Origin of the sequence: Bradyrhizobium sp. BLXBL-03 (assembly GCF_051853015.1) — a bacterium.
GTDB classification, from domain to species: Bacteria; Pseudomonadota; Alphaproteobacteria; order Rhizobiales; family Xanthobacteraceae; genus Bradyrhizobium; species Bradyrhizobium manausense.
Window position 1 is genome coordinate 5097064 of record NZ_CP182470.1, and the last position, 17215, is coordinate 5114278.

Annotated in this window: 15 protein-coding genes; 4 read left to right on the forward strand and 11 right to left on the reverse strand. The window is 63.9% G+C overall.

Annotated elements, in window-relative coordinates; translation table 11 throughout:
• Nucleotides 1-13: 13 nt before the first annotated feature.
• From ACNJX9_RS24590 to ACNJX9_RS24610, 5 genes are all read right to left on the reverse strand, one after another.
• Nucleotides 14-217: a hypothetical protein gene (locus ACNJX9_RS24590; protein ID WP_439404599.1), complete on the reverse strand. Its 204-nt coding sequence runs from the start codon at nucleotides 215-217 to the stop codon at nucleotides 14-16.
• Between the two features lie 119 nt (nucleotides 218-336).
• Nucleotides 337-1242 carry a ribonuclease Z gene (rnz, locus tag ACNJX9_RS24595; RefSeq protein WP_439404600.1) on the reverse strand — a complete coding sequence of 302 codons (906 nt, stop codon included), beginning with the start codon at nucleotides 1240-1242 and terminating at the stop codon, nucleotides 337-339.
• 48 nt (nucleotides 1243-1290) lie between these two features.
• The gene (locus tag ACNJX9_RS24600) at nucleotides 1291-2274 is read right to left on the reverse strand and encodes an antibiotic biosynthesis monooxygenase (RefSeq protein ID WP_439404602.1); all 984 of its coding nucleotides are present in this window, start codon (nucleotides 2272-2274) and stop codon (nucleotides 1291-1293) included.
• Nucleotides 2275-2284: 10 nt separating this feature from the next.
• Nucleotides 2285-3682: a guanine deaminase gene (guaD, locus tag ACNJX9_RS24605; protein WP_439404603.1), complete on the reverse strand. Its 1398-nt coding sequence runs from the start codon at nucleotides 3680-3682 to the stop codon at nucleotides 2285-2287.
• Entirely contained in the window at nucleotides 3679-4914 is a 1236-nt protein-coding gene (locus ACNJX9_RS24610) for a multidrug effflux MFS transporter (RefSeq protein ID WP_439404604.1), read from the reverse strand. Before ACNJX9_RS24610 ends, guaD begins: the two co-directional genes overlap by 4 nt.
• A gap of 491 nt (nucleotides 4915-5405) precedes the next feature.
• Here ACNJX9_RS24610 and ACNJX9_RS24615 point away from each other — a divergent pair, with 491 nt between their 5' ends.
• Together ACNJX9_RS24615 and ACNJX9_RS24620 are read left to right on the forward strand one after the other, a co-directional pair.
• Complete coding sequence (locus tag ACNJX9_RS24615; RefSeq protein WP_439404605.1) at nucleotides 5406-5846, forward strand: hypothetical protein; 441 nt, start codon at nucleotides 5406-5408, stop codon at nucleotides 5844-5846.
• A 163-nt stretch (nucleotides 5847-6009) separates the two neighbouring features.
• Nucleotides 6010-6687, forward strand: coding sequence for a sensor histidine kinase (locus ACNJX9_RS24620; RefSeq protein WP_439404606.1), 678 nt, complete (start codon nucleotides 6010-6012; stop codon nucleotides 6685-6687).
• A 509-nt stretch (nucleotides 6688-7196) separates the two neighbouring features.
• On the opposite strand, the gene ACNJX9_RS24625 is transcribed toward ACNJX9_RS24620, so the two are convergent.
• Nucleotides 7197-9308 carry a methyl-accepting chemotaxis protein gene (locus tag ACNJX9_RS24625; RefSeq protein WP_439404607.1) on the reverse strand — a complete coding sequence of 704 codons (2112 nt, stop codon included), beginning with the start codon at nucleotides 9306-9308 and terminating at the stop codon, nucleotides 7197-7199.
• 235 nt (nucleotides 9309-9543) lie between these two features.
• Nucleotides 9544-10146 carry a TetR/AcrR family transcriptional regulator gene (locus ACNJX9_RS24630; protein ID WP_057758268.1) on the reverse strand — a complete coding sequence of 201 codons (603 nt, stop codon included), beginning with the start codon at nucleotides 10144-10146 and terminating at the stop codon, nucleotides 9544-9546.
• Nucleotides 10147-10347: 201 nt separating this feature from the next.
• Between ACNJX9_RS24630 and ACNJX9_RS24635 the strand changes: the two genes are divergently transcribed.
• Together ACNJX9_RS24635 and ACNJX9_RS24640 are read left to right on the forward strand one after the other, a co-directional pair.
• Entirely contained in the window at nucleotides 10348-11589 is a 1242-nt protein-coding gene (locus tag ACNJX9_RS24635; RefSeq protein WP_439404609.1) for an efflux RND transporter periplasmic adaptor subunit, read from the forward strand.
• 185 nt (nucleotides 11590-11774) lie between these two features.
• On the forward strand, nucleotides 11775-14987 hold the full coding sequence (locus ACNJX9_RS24640) for an efflux RND transporter permease subunit (protein ID WP_439404610.1): 3213 nt from the start codon (nucleotides 11775-11777) through the stop codon (nucleotides 14985-14987).
• A 37-nt stretch (nucleotides 14988-15024) separates the two neighbouring features.
• Here the strand turns inward: ACNJX9_RS24640 and ACNJX9_RS24645 are convergent, their stop codons facing one another.
• From ACNJX9_RS24645 to ACNJX9_RS24660, 4 genes are all read right to left on the reverse strand, one after another.
• Nucleotides 15025-15522 carry a hypothetical protein gene (locus ACNJX9_RS24645; RefSeq protein ID WP_439404611.1) on the reverse strand — a complete coding sequence of 166 codons (498 nt, stop codon included), beginning with the start codon at nucleotides 15520-15522 and terminating at the stop codon, nucleotides 15025-15027.
• A gap of 95 nt (nucleotides 15523-15617) precedes the next feature.
• Nucleotides 15618-16064 carry a MaoC family dehydratase gene (locus ACNJX9_RS24650; protein ID WP_439404612.1) on the reverse strand — a complete coding sequence of 149 codons (447 nt, stop codon included), beginning with the start codon at nucleotides 16062-16064 and terminating at the stop codon, nucleotides 15618-15620.
• Between the two features lie 387 nt (nucleotides 16065-16451).
• Complete coding sequence (locus ACNJX9_RS24655) at nucleotides 16452-16874, reverse strand: hypothetical protein (RefSeq protein WP_439404614.1); 423 nt, start codon at nucleotides 16872-16874, stop codon at nucleotides 16452-16454.
• A gap of 12 nt (nucleotides 16875-16886) precedes the next feature.
• A complete protein-coding gene (locus ACNJX9_RS24660) occupies nucleotides 16887-17108 on the reverse strand; it encodes a hypothetical protein (RefSeq protein WP_057758280.1) in 222 nt (73 codons plus the stop codon).
• Between the last annotated feature and the right edge of the window lie 107 nt (nucleotides 17109-17215).

The following is a 17215-nucleotide window of genomic DNA, read 5'->3' on the forward strand; positions in this document are numbered from 1 at the left end:
GTCCTGGCGGCCGCTATTCCGGGACGAGCGTCGCAATCCCGGCTTCGATGATGCTGATTTCCTCGCTGACCTGCGCGATGGCCTGCTTCGGGTCGACACCGGTCACGGTCACCAATTGCCGCAGGAGGTCCTGGCGATGCGTCAAAATACCTTCGAGCGCACGGCGATCGTTCAGCCTCACATAGCCCTCGACGATCAGTTCAACGGAACGCGACATCAATACTCTCAATACAACCTGATTTCTGATCTCGCGAAAATACCGCGCTGGCGCGCAGCTGCGGGAATGAAGTCGCGTCAACCTTGACAGGTAAGATTAACGACCGTGCAACGCACTGCCTAAACAGTGATACGATCCAGATCAGCGGCGATCCTGACGCTCGGGAAGATCCTTGCAGCTTCGGCCAGGATCTCGTCGTCCCCATAACGACCCGACAGATGGGTCAGAACGAGCTGCCGGACGTTGTTGGCAGCCGCGAACCGCGCCGCCTCTGCTGCCGTGAGGTGGCCGTAATCTCGCGCCGTCGCAGCATCCTTGTGCAGGAACGTCGCCTCGATCACGAGCAGATCGGCAGCCGCGACGTGCGTCGAAAGACCCTCGGTGGTCTCGGTGTCGCCGATCACGACCAGCTTCTTGCTTCCGCTTGGCGGCCCCAGAACATCCTCCGGATCAATCGTCCGGCCCCCTTCAACGACGATCGGCCGACCTGCGGCCAGCTCACCGCGCATGGGTCCATCGGGCACACCAAGTGCTGAGAGACGATCAGACAACAGATGACGGCGCGCCGGACTCTGGAATGAGAAGCCAAAACTGTCGGTGTCGCGATGGCGGACCGGAAAGCAGTCGATGCTGAAGTCGCCTGCGTTGATGACCTGCCCTTCCGACAGGGGCACAAACTCCAGTGCTATCGGCGCCCTTCCCGCGCCCCACAGGCCTGCAAGCATGCGGATCACGATATCGAGCGTTGCGGGCCCGCCATGGATGGTCATCACGTCGGAAGTCTGCCGAAGCCCCATCGTCGAGAAGAGACCGGGGATGCCCAGCACGTGATCGAGATGTCCATGCGTGAGAAGAATGCGATCGAGCCGCCGAAAGCCGGCGCCACTTCGCAGCAACTGGCGCTGCGTTCCCTCCCCGCAATCGATCAGCATGCGCGTGCCCGCGGCCTCGAGCAGGAGCGCCGGATGATTGCGTTCAGCAGACGGAACGCTTGCGGAGGTGCCAAGGAATGTCAGGGCGAACATGGTGGTCAGTTGTCCAGCGGATCGGCCGAGGCCCGCCCCCAGACGGCCTCACCGTCCCCAATGCCACGTGAGCAGCAGTGCGTATAGCCCCATTGATGCGGCATAGAGTGCAGCAAGCAGTGCGTAGCCCGCAATCTGACGGCCAAACGCGGCCTTCGGCGCGATCCACCAATCGAGCGCCTTGAACGCAGTAGGCACGAGCCACCAGCCGAGCAGCTGAGTGCTGACGAGATTACCGACGAAGAGCGACAGCCAGATCGGCACCCCATGGCTGTCGATCAGCGGATGGCTGATGAAAGTGCCCCAGAGATAGACCACGGGATAGAGCACCAAGAGGACGATGAGGTTGCTCTTCCAGATCAGGTTCAAACTTTGCTCCGGGGCCTGGGCCTTGCCGGCCGGGAACCAGAAATTGAAGCCGTAGCTTGCCCTCTTCACGCTCATGCCGGCGTTGAAGCGCGCACCCTCTTTCAGCAGCGTCTGCCGCAAGGGCGAGTCCAGCCAGGCGCTGAGGTTCGCATCGCTGTCGAACGACAGGATGATGATCCACTCATCGTGCAGGCCCGGAATTGGCCGCTCGATCTTGTGGCGGAGGAATCCCTTGAACTCGGCTTCTGCGGCCTGAATGCGCTGCTGCCATTTGAGGAAGGCGTCCTCCAACCCAGCTGGCACCTTGAAGGAAATGACGGCGGAGACGGCGCTGTCGCGCTCGACGCCGGTATCGGGCAGGATATGGACATCCTCCGAACCGACGAAGTAGCGCTGCACCTCCGCGATCAGTTTCGCCCGCACCTCGCTCTGAAGCCAGGCGCGCGCCGCGGCCGGGCTCGCAAAACGCACGATCGTCACCCAGTCGACATGCGCCGGCGGCTGTGGCGGAACCACCTCCTGGCCGAGAAAGCCGGGCCATGCCTTGAGCACCTCGCCCACCTCGCCGTTCCACCGGGCGAAGGCGGCAAAGCCATCGTCGGCGATCCGGCGCTGGATGACGAGTGCGACCGCCTGACCGGCCTTGTCGGGTGATCCGTTCATCGCGTCCGTTTCAGCTCTTCTTGTAGAGACGCTTGCCCATCACCCAGGTCTCGTCGACGCAGCGATCGTCACCGACCATCATGACGGCGAACAGCATGCTCGCGGCCTCGTCCATCGTGCGCGGACCGGCGCCGTCGGCGATCAGCGACTGGTGCCAGGCTTGCGCGATTTGCCCGCCGTTGGGATCGAGTGCGACGAAATCGGCCTCCTTGCCCGGCTCGAAATTGCCGAGCCTGTCGTCGATATAGAGACCTTCCGCCCCGCCGAGCGTGATCGACCAGAAGCCACGATAGGGCGAGAGCTTGTTGCGCTCGGCTTCGGCAAGATCCTTTCGCGCCGGATCAATGCTGCCATCGAGCAGCGTGTTGTTGCACATACCGACCTTGTAGGCGTCATCTAACACGGAGATCATCGAGAAGCGGTTGCCGCCGCCGACGTCGGTGCCGAACGACATTTTCACGCGATGCTCCGGATCGGTGGCGCGGCCGAGGCGGAACAGGCCGCTGCCGAGAAACAGGTTCGAGCACGGGCAGAACACCACCGCCGCCCCCTTCTTCGACATGCGGCGGAACTCGTTGTTCGAGAGGTAGACGCCGTGGCCGCCGGAGAATTTTGGGCCGACCAGATCGAACTTCTCGTAGACGCCGAGATAGTCCTGGCAGTCCGGATGCTCGACCAGCACCCCAGTGCACTCGGCCGGGTTCTCGGAGATGTGGGTATTGACCCAGCAGTCGGGATGCTCGTGCTTGAGGCGCTGGCACGCCTTCAGCAGCTCCGGCGAGGCGCCGAAAGCAAAGCGCGGCGTGATGGCATAGAGGTTGCGGCCCTTGTTGTGGTACTGGGCGATCAGCCGCTTGCTGTCGCGATAGAAATTCTCGGGAGTATCGATGAAATCGGCGGGTGCGTTGCGATCGATCCCGGTGAGGCCGGCGATAACGCGCATGTTGCGGCGAGCCGCTTCCTCGAACAGCTCTTCGGTCGAGACCGGCGAGGAGCTGGTGAAGGCCTGGCAGGTGGTGGTGCCGGACGCCAGCAGCGCGTCGAGGAAACGCTTCACGCCCTCGTGCGCGTAGTTGCGATCGCGGTACTTGAGCTCTTCCGGATAGACCCATTTCTGCAGCCAGGGCAGCAGCTGCTCGCCATAGGCGCCTAACACGCGGGTCTGCGGCAAATGGATATGACCGTCGATGAAGCCGGGGACGATGATGCGGTCCTTGATGTCGGTGATCTCGACGCCCGGATGCGCGGCCGCGATCTTCTCGTAGGGCCCGAACGCCTTGATGATGCCGTCGGTGACGACCATGAGGCCGTCCTGATGGAAGCGCGCTGCGGCCTGCTCGTTGCCGACGTGCTGCCAGGGATCGTCGACGAAGTCGAAGAACGTGCCGCGAATACCGACTGTGGTCATGACGTGATTCCTTCTTGTGTCTGGGTGGCCTGGCGCGCCGCGGGCAACGAGATCGCGAGCAGCGCGCCAGCGATGGCGCAGAGGCCGAGATAGAGCAGTCCGATCGGCGCCTGTGTCTCTTCGGGCAACACCGCCGCGATCGCCATGGCGCCGCTGACGGCGAGATAGCAGAGCGCGCTGATGAGGCCGCCGATCAGGCCATGGTCCCGCTCGAACAGGCCGAGCCCCATGCCGTACATCATCGGGCACAGCACGCCGCAGCCGCCGAGCACCAGCGCGCCGCCCAGTGTGATCGACACGAAGTCGAGGCCGAGCGTCATGCCTGTTCCGGTCAGGACGCCGGCGCCGGCAACAAACAGCGCGAAGGCGCCGAAGCCGAGCAGCCGGGCCGGCAAAAGCTGCGCGAAATGCGCGCAGCCGAGTTCGCCGGCGAGATTGACGCCGCCAAGGCCGAGCGCGACGAGGCCGTAGATGGCCGCGGAGTAACCGAGCCCTGTCTGATAGAAGAACGGCGCGACGACGCCGAACGCCAACTGCGCGCTGGCGGCCGCAGCGAAGACCAGCACGAAGGCGAGGAAGCCCGGACGCAGCAGCGCATCGCGCAGGATGCCCGCGGTGCGGCGCGGATCGAATGGCGCACGTCGTTCGGCTGGCAGCGTCTCGGGCAGGAGGAACACGACGATCATGGCGACGGTGCTTGCGGCGATGGCGATGACGATGAAGACACCGCGCCAGGATGTGAGGTCGACGATGAAGCCGCCGGCCGCCGGCGCAAGCACGGGTGCGAGCCCCCAGGCGGCGCCAAGCAGACCGGAGATCGCGGTCAGCTCACGGCCGCGATAGCAGTCGGCGGCAACTGCATAGGCGACCACGAGGCAGGTGCAGCCGCCGATGCCTTGCAGGAAACGCAAGCCCAGCAGCAGCGAGGCGCTGGTGGCCATGGCACAGGCGAGGCTCATGGCGATGAGCATCGAAAGACCCGCGAGCAGGACGTTGCGACGCCCGAGCGTATCGGAGGCAATGCCGACAGGCACCAGCGCGAGGCTCATGCCGAGCATATAAGCGGTGACGGTGTTCTGCATCGACGCGGAGTCGGTCGCCAGATCCACCACCATCTGCGGCAGGCCCGGCGTATAGGCATCGAGCGGAATCTGGCTGAACGGCACGACGCACAGCAGGATCGGCACGATCCCCCGCTTGGCGCGACCGGCGTCCGAAGCAAGTGCAGTCATGAACAACGCCCCCACAGTGCCCGCGGGCACCGTCTTTCGTGCGCGCAATGAGACGCGACGATGCGGGTTGCGGGTCTTGACGCGCGGGACCGTGTCACAACTTTATGTAGAAATTCTTAGAGGTCCGGTTTCGATGCGCGCAGCCGTTGTTCGGGCGCCTTGCGGCGTGAGGACGCCCGGTCGAAAACGCGAAAACAACCCCATGCACAGTACAAATCATTGGCCAATTTCGCGTCTCGCGCCGCGCGCCGCGCTGACGCCGGGAGGCTTGACACGTCGGGCAAAACAGGCGCGCGATGGCATAGTCTCCAGTCGTGAATCCGCAATCGCTCCGAACCATTAACTGTTCGGAAGCCATCGCCGTTGCGAACGCGGCGCGCCCCGGACGTCGCGAGGAGCCGCATCGCTTTCGCCGAATTCGGGTGTGGGGTATAATAACGGCGGTGCCGGGCCTGATGAACGCCCGGGAGCAATCCCCGTGGAGGCGCGGGTTGGACGAAGTCAGGTTTGAACGAGCCAGGTCCGGCACTCGCCCGCATGCGATCAGAATGGCGCGGCAGCGACTGGTGCTCTGCCGTCTCATGATCGAGATCATGCGGAGCCCCCACGGGACTTACGCGCCGAAGAACGAGCCGTTTGGGACCAGATTGGAGACCTTCTTCATAGGTCTTTGCGTTGCTCTCGGACAGTTCGAGCAGAAACCCTTCTCGGTCACCAAGATAGCCGCCTTTATGCATGTCCCACGCACGACCGTCATCAGAAGGCTTGAGCAGCTGCAAAGCTGGGGCCTGGTTCAACGGCAGGGCAAGAAGTACTACATGGATGAGCTGGCGCTTAACTCTCTCCTTGGGTTGAAAAGCTATCGGCGGATCCGAGGACTTATCGAGAAGGCACGAGCGGAGTTGACCGTTTTGGACACTTTGCCGGATTGACTTGAGGTGAGCCCGAGTCGATGACTTGTGCTGTGTCTCTCTGCTCGGTGGTTTTTGGCCCGGTATCGTGACGCTGGCTGCATCCCTTGTTACTGGGTCGATCCTCTTCCTTCCGCCGGCTTTCAGTTTCGCACTCGCGGAGGGAGCAACGTGGCCGCTCCTGATGTTTGGCACATTCGGAATGATTCACGTCGTCCTGGTTTCCGGAATGATGGCCAGCATCCTGCATCATGACGAGCATCAGCGCTTTCTGTTCGGCGAATTGCGACATCGTTCGCGCAATCTGTTCGCCGTCGTGCAAGGGATGGCTTCTCGAACTCTGATGGAAAGCGCATCGGTCGGAGCTGCGAGGCAAGCCCTCGAAACGCGATTGAGATCGTTGGCGCGCACTCACGGGATGCTGGCCGACAGTGGCTGGACCGGAGCGCCACTCGACCAGATCGTATCGGAAGAACTCATGAGCTTCGCAAACCAGTTCGATTGCGCTGGATGCGACCTCATTCTGGATACGCCGGCTGCTCAAAGCTTCGCGCTTATAATCCACGAACTGGCGACGAACGCCGTCAAGCATGGCGCGCTATCACAACCGGCGGGCCGGGTCGCGATCAAAGGCTCGATCCTGCAGGACGAGAAGGGAGAGCTGTTCCGATTTGTCTGGACTGAGAGCGGAGGACCGGCCGTCTCGGCGCCAAGGCGCAAAGGTTTCGGTAGTTCCATCCTCGATACGATGGCAAATCGATTCGCCTGCCGTGTCGAAGCCGCGTTTCGCTGCAGGTGCCGCTTCACTCGGTGCTGGCACGGGTGCAATCTAGTCACGGGCGCAAATTCTGGAAGACGATAGAAAGGTTCTGGCCCGGGTCGCAGCCCATCGGTTCGGCGACGGATCCCGCATTTGCAACGACGCAGCGGCGTCTGGATATCTCAGCTCAAAAGCGTTGAGCCGCCTGCCGCAACACGGATCATACGGCATTAGCTGAAAGGTACAGCCCATGGCTTCGGTGTTTTTGGTGGAGGATGAAGTGCTCATCCGGATGCTGGTCGCGGACATGGTGACGGAGCTTGGCCACGCGGTTGCAGCCGAAGCTGGGGACTTATCCTCGGCGCTGGATCACGCGAACCGTGCTGTCTTCGATATGGCGGTCCTGGACGTGTGGCTAGGTCGGGACAGCATCGAGCCTGTGGCGAACGCTCTCGCAAATCGCAACATCCCATTCGCATTCGCCAGCGGCGTCGGAGCGGAGGGAGTGCCAGAGCAATTCCGAGAGCGCCCACGGCTCCAAAAGCCCTTCGCGATGGCGCAGCTTGAACGCTGTTTCGTTCAATTGTTGGCCCAAGCACCAACAAATGCGGTTACGCCGCGCGCATGTCTTCCAGGAACTTCCCGACCTCGAGCTTGAGCCGGCCGGAGTCTGCGGCGAGCAACTGGGCGGTGGCCAACACATGCGAGGAGGCCGAGCCGGTCTCGCTCGCGCCGTGCCGGACGTCGGTGACGTTTGCGGAGACCTGCTGGGTGCCGTTCGCCGCCTGCTGCACGTTGCGGGCGATTTCCTGCGTGGCCGCGCCTTGCTCTTCGACGGCGGCAGCGATGGCCGAGGAGATTTCCGACAGCTTCTCGATCGTGCCGCTGATCTCCCTGATCGCGCCGACCGATTCCTGTGTCGCGGACTGGACGCTGGTAATCTGTTGACGGATTTCCTCGGTTGCTTTCGCCGTCTGCTGCGCCAGCGCTTTCACCTCGGAGGCGACCACGGCAAAGCCGCGGCCGCTATCGCCGGCGCGCGCCGCCTCGATGGTGGCGTTCAGCGCCAGCAGATTGGTTTGGCTGGCGATCGAGTCGATCAGTTCCACGACGTCACCGATCCGACCCGCGGCCTGCGACAATTCGCTGACGCGTTCATTGGTGCGGCTAGCCTGGTCAACCGCGTCTCCGGCGATGCGTGCGGAGTCCTGGACCTGGCGGCTGATCTCGTGGACCGAGGAGGTCAGTTCCTCGGTGGCGGAGGCTACCGACTGCACGTTGGCGGAGGCTTCATTTGAGGCGTCTGCGACCGCCATCGACAGCACCTTCGACCGATCGGCCGTGGTGTTCAGTGTACCGGCGGAAGCCTCGAGTTCGGTCGCCGCGGACGAAACCGTGTTCACGATCTCGCCGACCATGGCCTCGAAATTGCGCGTGATGGTCTCGACGCGGCGGCTGCGCGCGATCTGCGCTTCGGCGTCACGCGCGACTGCCTCGTCCGCGAGTTTCTTCGCGATCAGCGCATCCTTGAAGATCTGGAGCGCGTTCGCCATGGTACCGATCTCGTCGCCGCGATGTCCGTCCGGAATTGCGACATCGAGATCGCGGTCGGCAAGCCGCAGCGTCGCGCCCGTCAGTCGAGTCAGCGGGCGGATGACCTGGCGCATCACCGCGACGACGACTGCGAGCGAGGTGGCGAACACGACGAAGAGAGCCGCAAGCGCCCAGACGAGCCGGGTCTGCGCCTGCGCGATCGCTGCGTCATTGGCCCTGTGGGCAAAGCTCAAGGCGGCGTCGCGCAGACCCAGCACGCTGTTCAGGACGGTCCCCCAGTCGGCCTCGCCGACCGGGGAAGGACGCCCCTCGCGCGCGGCCGCGGCGACGTCGCGAAACCGTGGCTCGCCTTCATCCATCAGTGTCGTGCGCACCGGCTTGATGGCGTTCACGAGCTCAGGCGCATCTCCGGCATTGTGCACACCTTGCTCGATCTGCTTCCAGATCAGCGCGACCTGGCCGCTCAGCTCGGTCGCTTCGACGATCTGTGCCGCGGACATGGGCTGCTTACGGACCAGAAGGCCGAGGAGGGCCGCACGGGAGCCGTTGATCGCGCGCATGGCTTGCGCTCTTTGTGCGAGCTCCGCCGACGGCAGCAGATTTTCGATGTCGCTTCCGACGCGCGACAGGCTGATCAAGGCTTCGCTTGTCGCCGCCGTGAGCGCATCGACCGCGCGGGCCAGACCGTCGACGATGGCCGACTGGCTGTTGGCGGGGCGCTGCGCCTTGGGCTGCATCGCCGCCTGACGCGCGACATTGCGCGTATTCTGCAAGGCTGTTTCGGCGGCTTCGATCGATCCCGCCGGCAGCTCAGCCGCGCGAATGGCCTGCTTTGCGGCACCGATCGCTTCGTCCGTGGCGGCGAGTGCCTTGTCCAGAGCGGACAGGTTCTCGGGCGTGGCAGCATCGGTCAAACCCATGACCGCGAACCAGGCGGAGCGTTCGGCCGGGATCCGGCTGTTGGCCTTCATCACCAGCTCGAATGCGGACAGCGCGCGCGCCGCGGCTTCGCTCTTGCGGAGATCGCCCCATCCGTTCCAGGCGATTGCTGCCGCAAAAGCCACCGCGAGAAGGCTCGTGATCAGATTGCCGGCCAGCAACCGCCATCGCAGGCTGATGCCCTTATGTCGACTGACGGATGAGTCCGGTGGAGAGGAAGGATCTGACATCGTAGCACCAGGGCAAAATCGCGCAATTTGGCTGTGGAAGGGACCGATGGGCCACTCCCCCCGGGGCACGCTACTTCGCAATCGCAACCAAACCCTTACGCTTGGAACCCGGGCGTTTACGGATGCCGATCATCGACCTGAGGCAAAGACTGACGTCCGCGACGATCCTGAACGGGCGATCCCAATGCCCAACGCCTGCTCATCGCGAGGCCGCCCCTACCGACGGCGGAGTAGCCTAGTCCCGCTCCGACTGCGCCTCGACGGCCTGCACCGCGACGCTCGCCACCTGACGCAGCGCGTCGCGGTCGGAGCCTGACGATGCCATCACGCCCATGCCGACTGAGACGGCCGACACATAGCGCGCGAGCGCGGCGGGATCGGATGCCGGCTTCAGGTCGCCCTCCGCCTTGGCGCGGATGAAACGCTCGCGGAGCTGGTCTTCGTTCTGGGCTCTGCGCGCGGCAAGCTCGAAGGGGACGTTCTCGGAGCCAGTGCCGCAGGCGATGCCGCCTTGCACGAGCAGGCAGCCGGGCGGATTGGCGGGATCGGTCTGCTTCTCGGCGATGCCCATCAGCATCCGCTCGGCGACCTCGCGGGCGGTCGGTGCGGACACCACCTCGTCCATCCAGGCGCCGCGCAATTTGGTGTAGCGGTCGAGCGCGGCCTTGAGCAGGCCTTCCTTGTTGCCGAAACAGGCATACAGGCTCGGCGGGTTGATCCCCATGGCCTCCGTGAGCTGGGCAATCGTGGCGCCTTCATAGCCGTGGCGCCAAAACACTTCCATCGCCCGGTCCAACGCGACGTCAGCGTCGAATTCGCGGGGGCGTCCCATGCCCATGTCACTGATCTCCTCGGATTCGGCGCCGTCCCTCGATCTTAACGCCAGCTCCTATCTAATTGTTCTATCTTTCTTTTCTTTTCCGCCTTCCCATTCTTGCGGTAAGCGGCTACAATTTTCTTAGCGAACGGTACATAAGTATCTTGCGCTGCGATATCCAGCTCCACATCTGTAGTGAACACTACATATCTGGAGCGCGAAATGCCCCCCACCCCAAAAGTCTCTCGTCCCGGCCGCATCCGCCGTCTTCTCGGTGGCGCCGCTGTTGTGGGCGCCCTCGCCGTGGCCGGCTCGATCGCGACCGGCCACTACTTCCGTTCGGCCCAGGCCACCGCAACGGCGGCCGCGGCCGAACAGGCCGTGCCGGTGACGGTCGCTCTGATCGAGCCGAAGCAGACCGTGCTGTGGGACGATTTCTCCGGCCGGCTCGAGGCGATCCAGCGCGTCGAGTTGCGGCCGCGCGTTGCCGGTGCGATCCTGTCGACCAATTTCACCGAAGGCGCGCTGGTGAAGGCCGGCGACGTTCTCTTCAAGATTGATCCGGCGCCTTATGCCGCCGAGGTCGACAAGGCTGCCGCACAGCTCGAAGCCGCGAAGGCGCGCGTCGTCTTCACCCAGAGCGAGCTCGAACGCGGCGCGCAGCTGGTCGGCAACGCCGTGGTGACGCGGCGCGACTACGACCAGCGCGACAACGCCAATCGCGAGGCCATCGCCAACGTCAAGGCGGCCGAGGCGACGCTGCAGACCGCAAAGCTCAATCTCGACTACACCGAGGTGCGCGCGCCGGTTGACGGCCGCGTCGGCAAGATCGAGGTCACCGTCGGCAATCTCGTCGCGGCCGGCACCGCCTCTCCCATCCTGACCTCGCTGGTCTCGGTCAATCCGATCTACGCCTCGTTCGATGCGGATGAAGAGGTCGTGCTGCGGGCGCTGAATTCGATCGCGGATGGCAGCGGCAAGCGCGGCAATCTCGACCAGATCCCGGTGGAGATGACGACGTCAGGCGGCCTTTCGGCCAAGGGCCACATCCAGCTCATCGACAACCAGGTCAACGGCCAGAGCGGCACCATCCGCGTCCGCGCGGTCTTCCAGAACGACGACGGGCGTCTGATCCCCGGCCAGTTCGCCCGCGTGCGGATGGGCCAGCCGATGCAGCAGACCCTGGTGATGATCGACGAACGCGCGATCGGCACCGACCAGGACAAGAAGTTCGTGATGGCTGTAGGCGATGACAGCCGCGCAGTGTATCGGCCGATCACGCTCGGCGGCGCGGTCGACGGCCTGCGCATCGTCACCGCGGGGCTCAAGACCGGCGATCGCATCGTCGTCAACGGTCTGCAACGCGTGCGTCCGGGCGCCCTCCTCAAGACGGAAGTGGCGGCGATGGGTGCGCGCGGGCAGCAAGCTTCCAACCACAGCAACCAGGACGTGGTGCAACGCTAGTCTTGCCGTCATTCCGGGGCGCGCGCAGCGCGAACTATGGTGCGCAATTGCGCACCTGAGAATCTAGAAGTTACTGAACTCCGATCACATCACCTCTGGATTCCGGGTTCGCGGGCTTCGCCCGCGCCCCGGAATGACGGGGAGAGCTGTCGGAGAACCGCAGGATATTGCCCAGGGGCGAAGCCATGAATCTCTCAAAGTTCTTCATCGATCGTCCGATCTTCGCCGGCGTGCTGTCGGTGCTGATCTTCCTCGCCGGGCTGATCTCGCTGTTCGCGATGCCGATCTCGGAATACCCTGACGTGGTGCCGCCCTCCGTCCTGGTGCGGGCGACCTATCCCGGCGCCAATCCCAAGGTGATCGCGGAAACGGTGGCGACGCCGATCGAGGAGCAGATCAACGGCGTCGAAGGCATGCTCTACATGTCGAGCCAGGCCACCACTGACGGCGCGATAACGCTGACGGTGACGTTCCGCCTCGGCACCGACCCCGACAAGGCGACGCAGCTGGTGCAGAACCGGGTGCAGCAGGCCGAGCCGCGCCTGCCGGCCGTGGTGCGCCAGCTCGGAATCATCACCAAGAAGTCGTCGCCCGATCTCACCATGGTCGTGCATCTGTTGTCGCCGAACAACCGCTACGACATGACCTATTTGCGCAACTACGCGGTGCTGAACGTCAAGGACCGCCTGGCGCGGATTGACGGCGTCGGCGACGTCCAGCTCTATGGCGCCGGCGACTATTCGATGCGGGTCTGGGTCGATCCGCAGAAGGCGGCCGAGCACGGCCTGACCGCCAGCGACATCGTCAAGGCGATCCAGGCGCAGAACGTCGAGGCCGCCGCCGGCGTGGTCGGCTCATCGCCAAACGTCAGGGGTATCGACCTGCAGCTCTCCGTCAATGCGGAGGGGCGGCTCGCCAACGAAGAGCAGTTCGGCGACATCGTGGTCAAGACAGGCACGCGCGGCGAAGTCGTGCGCCTGCGTGACGTCGCGCGCATCGAGCTGGGAGCCTCCGAATACGGCCTGCGCTCGCTGCTCGACAACAAGCAGGCGGTGGCGATCCCGATCTTCCAGGCGCCCGGCTCCAACGCGCTGCAGATTTCCGATCACGTCCGCGCCACCATGGCGGAGATCAAGAAGAACATGCCGGAGGGCGTGTCCTACCAGATCGTCTACGATCCCACCCAGTTCGTGCGCTCCTCGATCGAGGCCGTGATCCATACGCTGCTGGAGGCGATCGCGCTGGTGGTGCTGGTCGTGATCCTGTTCCTGCAGACTTGGCGCGCCTCGATCATCCCGCTGCTGGCCGTGCCGGTGTCGATCGTCGGCACCTTCGCGGTGATGCACGTGTTCGGCTTCTCCATCAACGCGCTCAGCCTGTTCGGCCTCGTGCTCGCGATCGGCATCGTCGTCGACGACGCCATCGTCGTGGTCGAGAATGTCGAGCGCAACATCGAGGCCGGGCTGTCGCCGCGCGATGCGACCTATCAGGCGATGCGCGAGGTCTCGGGGCCGATCATCGCGATCGCGATGGTGCTGATCGCGGTGTTCGTGCCGCTCGCCTTCATCTCCGGCTTGACGGGACAGTTCTACAAGCAGTTCGCGCTGACGATCGCGATCTCGACCGTGATCTCGGCGATCAACTCGCTGACCTTGTCGCCGGCGCTGTCGGCGCTGCTGCTCAAGGGCCACGACGAGCCGAAGGATCGGCTGACGATCATTCTCGAAAAGGGTTTTGGCTGGTTCTTCCGCCGCTTCAACCGGGCCTTCACCTACTCCTCGAACAGCTATAGCGGCACGGTGACCAAGGTGATCTCGGGCAAGGCCGCGGTGATGGGTCTCTACGTCGTCCTCGTCGGCGTCACCGCTTTCCTGTTCCAGCAGGTGCCTGGTGGCTTCGTGCCGGGCCAGGACAAGCAATATCTGGTCGGCTTCTCGCGCCTGCCCGATGGCGCCACGCTCGACCGCACCGAAGAGGTGATCCGCAAGATGAGCGACATCGCGCTGACCCAGCCCGGCGTCGAGAGCTCGGTTGCCTTCCCGGGCCTGTCGATCTCCGGCTTCACCAACTCCTCCAACGCCGGCATCGTGTTCTCGACGCTGAAACCGTTCGACGAGCGCAAGGATCCCTCGCTGAGCGGCCCTGCGCTCGCCGCCGAGCTGAACAAGAAATATGCCGGCATCCAGGAAGCCTTCATCGCCATGTTCCCGCCGCCGCCGGTCAACGGCCTCGGCACCATCGGCGGCTTCAAGCTGCAGATCGAAGATCGTGCTGGTTTGGGCTATGACGCGCTGAACGAGGCGACCAAGGCGTTCATGGCGGCGATGCAGAAGGCGCCGGAGATCGCCGGCGTGTTCTCGAGCTTCCAGGTCAACGTGCCCCAGCTGTTCGCCGATATCGACCGCACCAAGGCGCTGCAACTGGGCGTGCCCGTGACCGAGGTGTTCAACACGCTGCAGATTTACCTCGGCTCCTACTACGTCAACGACTTCAACAAGTTTGGCCGCACCTATTCAGTCCGGGTCCAGGCCGACGCGCCGTTCCGTGCCCGTGCCGACGATATCAGGCAGTTGAAGGTGCGCTCGTCCTCCGGCGACATGGTACCGCTGTCGGCTCTGCTCACGATCCGCCAGAGCGCGGGTCCGGAGCGCGCGATCCGCTATAACGGCTTCCTGTCGTCCGACATCAACGCCGCCGCTGCGCCCGGTTACTCCTCGGGCCAGGCGCAGGAAGCGGCGACGCGCATCGCGGCGGAGGTGCTGCCACCCGGCTTTGCCTTCGAATGGACCGACCTGACCTATCAGGAGTTCATCGCCGGCAATTCCGGGCTCTGGGTGTTCCCGCTGGCGATCCTGCTGGTGTTCCTGGTGCTGGCCGCGCTTTATGAGAGCCTCACTTTGCCGCTCTCGATCATCATGATCGTGCCGATGGGCCTGTTGGCTGCGATGTTCGGCGTCTGGCTCTCCAAAGGTGACAACAACGTCTTCACCCAGATCGGCCTCATCGTGCTGGTGGGACTCTCCGCCAAGAACGCGATCCTGATCGTCGAATTCGCCCGCGAGCTTGAATTCGCCGGCCGCACGCCGATCCGGGCCGCGATCGAAGCGAGCCGGCTGCGCCTGCGTCCGATCCTGATGACGTCGATGGCGTTCATCATGGGCGTGCTGCCGCTGGTGCTCTCGACCGGCGCCGGTTCCGAGATGCGGCGCGCGATGGGCGTTGCCGTGTTCTCCGGCATGATCGGCGTCACCGTGTTCGGCCTGTTCCTGACGCCGGTGTTCTATGTGCTGCTGCGGACCGTCACCGGCATGAAGCCGCTGGTACATCACGGCAGCGACATCAGCGCGGCACCGGTGCAGGGCTCGGTACAGGGCTCGGTCGCCAATCCCGGGCACTGAAGCCTGATGGGACCGGACAACCAGATCGCGCCTCGATCTATTTCCGGTTCTCCTCGCAGAACTTCAGCGCGGCGAGCGCCTCGCCGGCGCGCGGGATCTGCATCTCGATGCTGTCGTCGTCATCGTCCTCGAAGTCCAGCGTCAGACGCTTGGCTTTCGACAGGCGGTCCATGATGGACTGATCGTACTCGAAGATGCCGCGCACGGTGGTCTTGTCCATGACCTCCCACTTCGCCTTCGCCATGATGTCGGCGTCGTCGGTGCCGACGTCGGCACGCAGGATCCCGCCGACCTTGTCCCACTCCCAGCCATCATAGATCATCACGATCACGATGGCCTTGTCCGAATAGGTGATGACGATGACGTAGTCGCGGTTCTCGTCGTCCTTGTCCTTGTAGCCGCGGCTCGCGTTGCAATGGGTGTCCTGGGTCCGCTTCTCGATGGTCCAGTCGCCGACCTTGGATTGTTGCGCGACCGCGGGCCCCGCGATCAGGGCGGCGGCGAACAGTCCAGCGGCAAGGCAGAATCTTTTCATGTCAGCCCTCCAGCGTTTCCCCGCGCCAAGCTGACCACCTCTGCCGGAAGGCCGCAAGGGCCGGCTCGACGCGGCCGCCGGCGAAGGCGGGCCGGCTACGTTCGCCTTGGCACGATCGCGATCGGGGTGAAAGTGTAAACCTCCTCGCCGTTCTGATTGAACATCGTCCACTTCACCATGGCGATGCCCTGCGGCTTCGACTTCGACGGCGTCAGGCTCATGACCTCGCCGACCAGATGCAGCCGGTCGTTGGGCCGCACTGGGATGGTCCAGCGCAAGCCGTCGACGCCGGCGCCGATCAGCGGGTGCGGGCCGAAGGGCCGGGTCTGGATCGCCAGATTCATGGCGATCGCCGCGGTGTGCCAACCCGAGGCAGCCAGGCCCTTGAACAGGGTGTCCTTGGCGGCTTCGTGATCGAGATGCATCGGCTGCGGGTCGAACTCGGCGGCGAACCGCTTGATGTCGGCTTCGCTGACCACGACCTCTGGGGATTTGAAGCGCATCCCGACGGTGAGATCGTCGAACCAGGCGACCTGAGCCATGATCTTGCCTCGAAATGTGACATGCCGCGCGCGCAATGCACACGACCAAAAGGTGGATCGTTCAGGGGATGTAGCGGTTCGGCCGCCCGCAGGATAGGTCCCGGTTCCCCGCGAAACCCCTTTCCTATCTCGACGAAACACGCCTGAAACAGACAGCCGCTTATCTAGTTGTCAAAATCATACAGGGACGTGCGCCATGCAATTCTTCCTCGACCTGATCAGCGAATATGCCTGCTGCCAGCACCTCGTCGCGCAGCCGCTTGGGGAGGACGACATATGATCGAGTTCATCTCCGTTGTCCTCGCCCTGTGCAGCATCGCCGTCTTCGCAGCGCACGCGGTGGACGCCTATCGCACCACCCACTTCTAGCCAACAGTGGCGGCGCGGTTAGAACGGCCGCCGGTAGAAGTGCTCTGAATGCGTCGCCGGCGGAAACCGGTTGGCGAGCGCCAGCGCCCCCTTTTCGTCCGTCTCGAGCGCGATCTTCTGCGCCAGCATGACGTCGCCGGGCACCAGGAAGCCTGACGGGACGAAGCACCACCCCATCGTTGCATTGCCTGACGCATCGACCTCGTGGACGTTGGCGGCCGTGCCGTAGTGGATGCGATAGCGCTTGCCGCTATCGCAGCCGACGACGTCGAAATGCCGGTATTGCTCGAACTGAGCGCGCTGCTCGTCGGAGAGCCATTCAGCCAATAACCGCCTCCCCCGCGCCTCGGGCGTGTTCTCGCCGAAGAAGCGCCGGTAGAGCTCGCGGAGCGCGTGCAACCGCGCCCGCGCGGGCGCGCGGAGTCTGAAGACCGCGATCATGGACCGTTCAGATCAACCGCCGACCAGGCGGGGATAGAACAGCGTTTCGTGCGCGGTCGGGTCGAACGATTTGATACGCGTAACTTCGCCGGGGCCGGTCCGATACGCGGCGGTAAAGCCCGCACCGGTCAATTCCCGAAAGCGTTGTTCGGCCTGCGCCAACGCTTCGGCATTTTCGGGATCAAACTCGTGGCGTGTATCGCCAGTCTGATCCATCACGATCTGGGTAGCCATGTTGAGTCTCCTCATGCCCAGCCCTGAACTTGATCAAAGCAAACCTCATGCCGTCAGTTCCTGAAAACAACAACTTTCTCTCTGAGACGTCCAGTCACGCCTTGCGG

What these genes read in the sequence shown, in the direction of transcription:
- ACNJX9_RS24620 (WP_439404606.1), top strand. Translation starts at nt 6,010, where the DNA reads ATGTTTGGCACATTCGGAATGATTCACGTCGTCCTGGTTTCCGGAATG.
- ACNJX9_RS24625 (WP_439404607.1), bottom strand. Translation starts at nt 9,308, where the DNA reads ATGTCAGATCCTTCCTCTCCACCGGACTCATCCGTCAGTCGACATAAG.
- ACNJX9_RS24645 (WP_439404611.1), bottom strand. Translation starts at nt 15,522, where the DNA reads ATGAAAAGATTCTGCCTTGCCGCTGGACTGTTCGCCGCCGCCCTGATC.
- ACNJX9_RS24655 (WP_439404614.1), bottom strand. Translation starts at nt 16,874, where the DNA reads ATGATCGCGGTCTTCAGACTCCGCGCGCCCGCGCGGGCGCGGTTGCAC.
- guaD (WP_439404603.1), bottom strand. Translation starts at nt 3,682, where the DNA reads ATGACCACAGTCGGTATTCGCGGCACGTTCTTCGACTTCGTCGACGAT.
- ACNJX9_RS24660 (WP_057758280.1), bottom strand. Translation starts at nt 17,108, where the DNA reads ATGGCTACCCAGATCGTGATGGATCAGACTGGCGATACACGCCACGAG.
- ACNJX9_RS24590 (WP_439404599.1), bottom strand. Translation starts at nt 217, where the DNA reads ATGTCGCGTTCCGTTGAACTGATCGTCGAGGGCTATGTGAGGCTGAAC.
- ACNJX9_RS24630 (WP_057758268.1), bottom strand. Translation starts at nt 10,146, where the DNA reads ATGGGCATGGGACGCCCCCGCGAATTCGACGCTGACGTCGCGTTGGAC.
- ACNJX9_RS24600 (WP_439404602.1), bottom strand. Translation starts at nt 2,274, where the DNA reads ATGAACGGATCACCCGACAAGGCCGGTCAGGCGGTCGCACTCGTCATC.
- ACNJX9_RS24635 (WP_439404609.1), top strand. Translation starts at nt 10,348, where the DNA reads ATGCCCCCCACCCCAAAAGTCTCTCGTCCCGGCCGCATCCGCCGTCTT.
- ACNJX9_RS24650 (WP_439404612.1), bottom strand. Translation starts at nt 16,064, where the DNA reads ATGGCTCAGGTCGCCTGGTTCGACGATCTCACCGTCGGGATGCGCTTC.
- ACNJX9_RS24610 (WP_439404604.1), bottom strand. Translation starts at nt 4,914, where the DNA reads ATGACTGCACTTGCTTCGGACGCCGGTCGCGCCAAGCGGGGGATCGTG.
- ACNJX9_RS24640 (WP_439404610.1), top strand. Translation starts at nt 11,775, where the DNA reads ATGAATCTCTCAAAGTTCTTCATCGATCGTCCGATCTTCGCCGGCGTG.
- rnz (WP_439404600.1), bottom strand. Translation starts at nt 1,242, where the DNA reads ATGTTCGCCCTGACATTCCTTGGCACCTCCGCAAGCGTTCCGTCTGCT.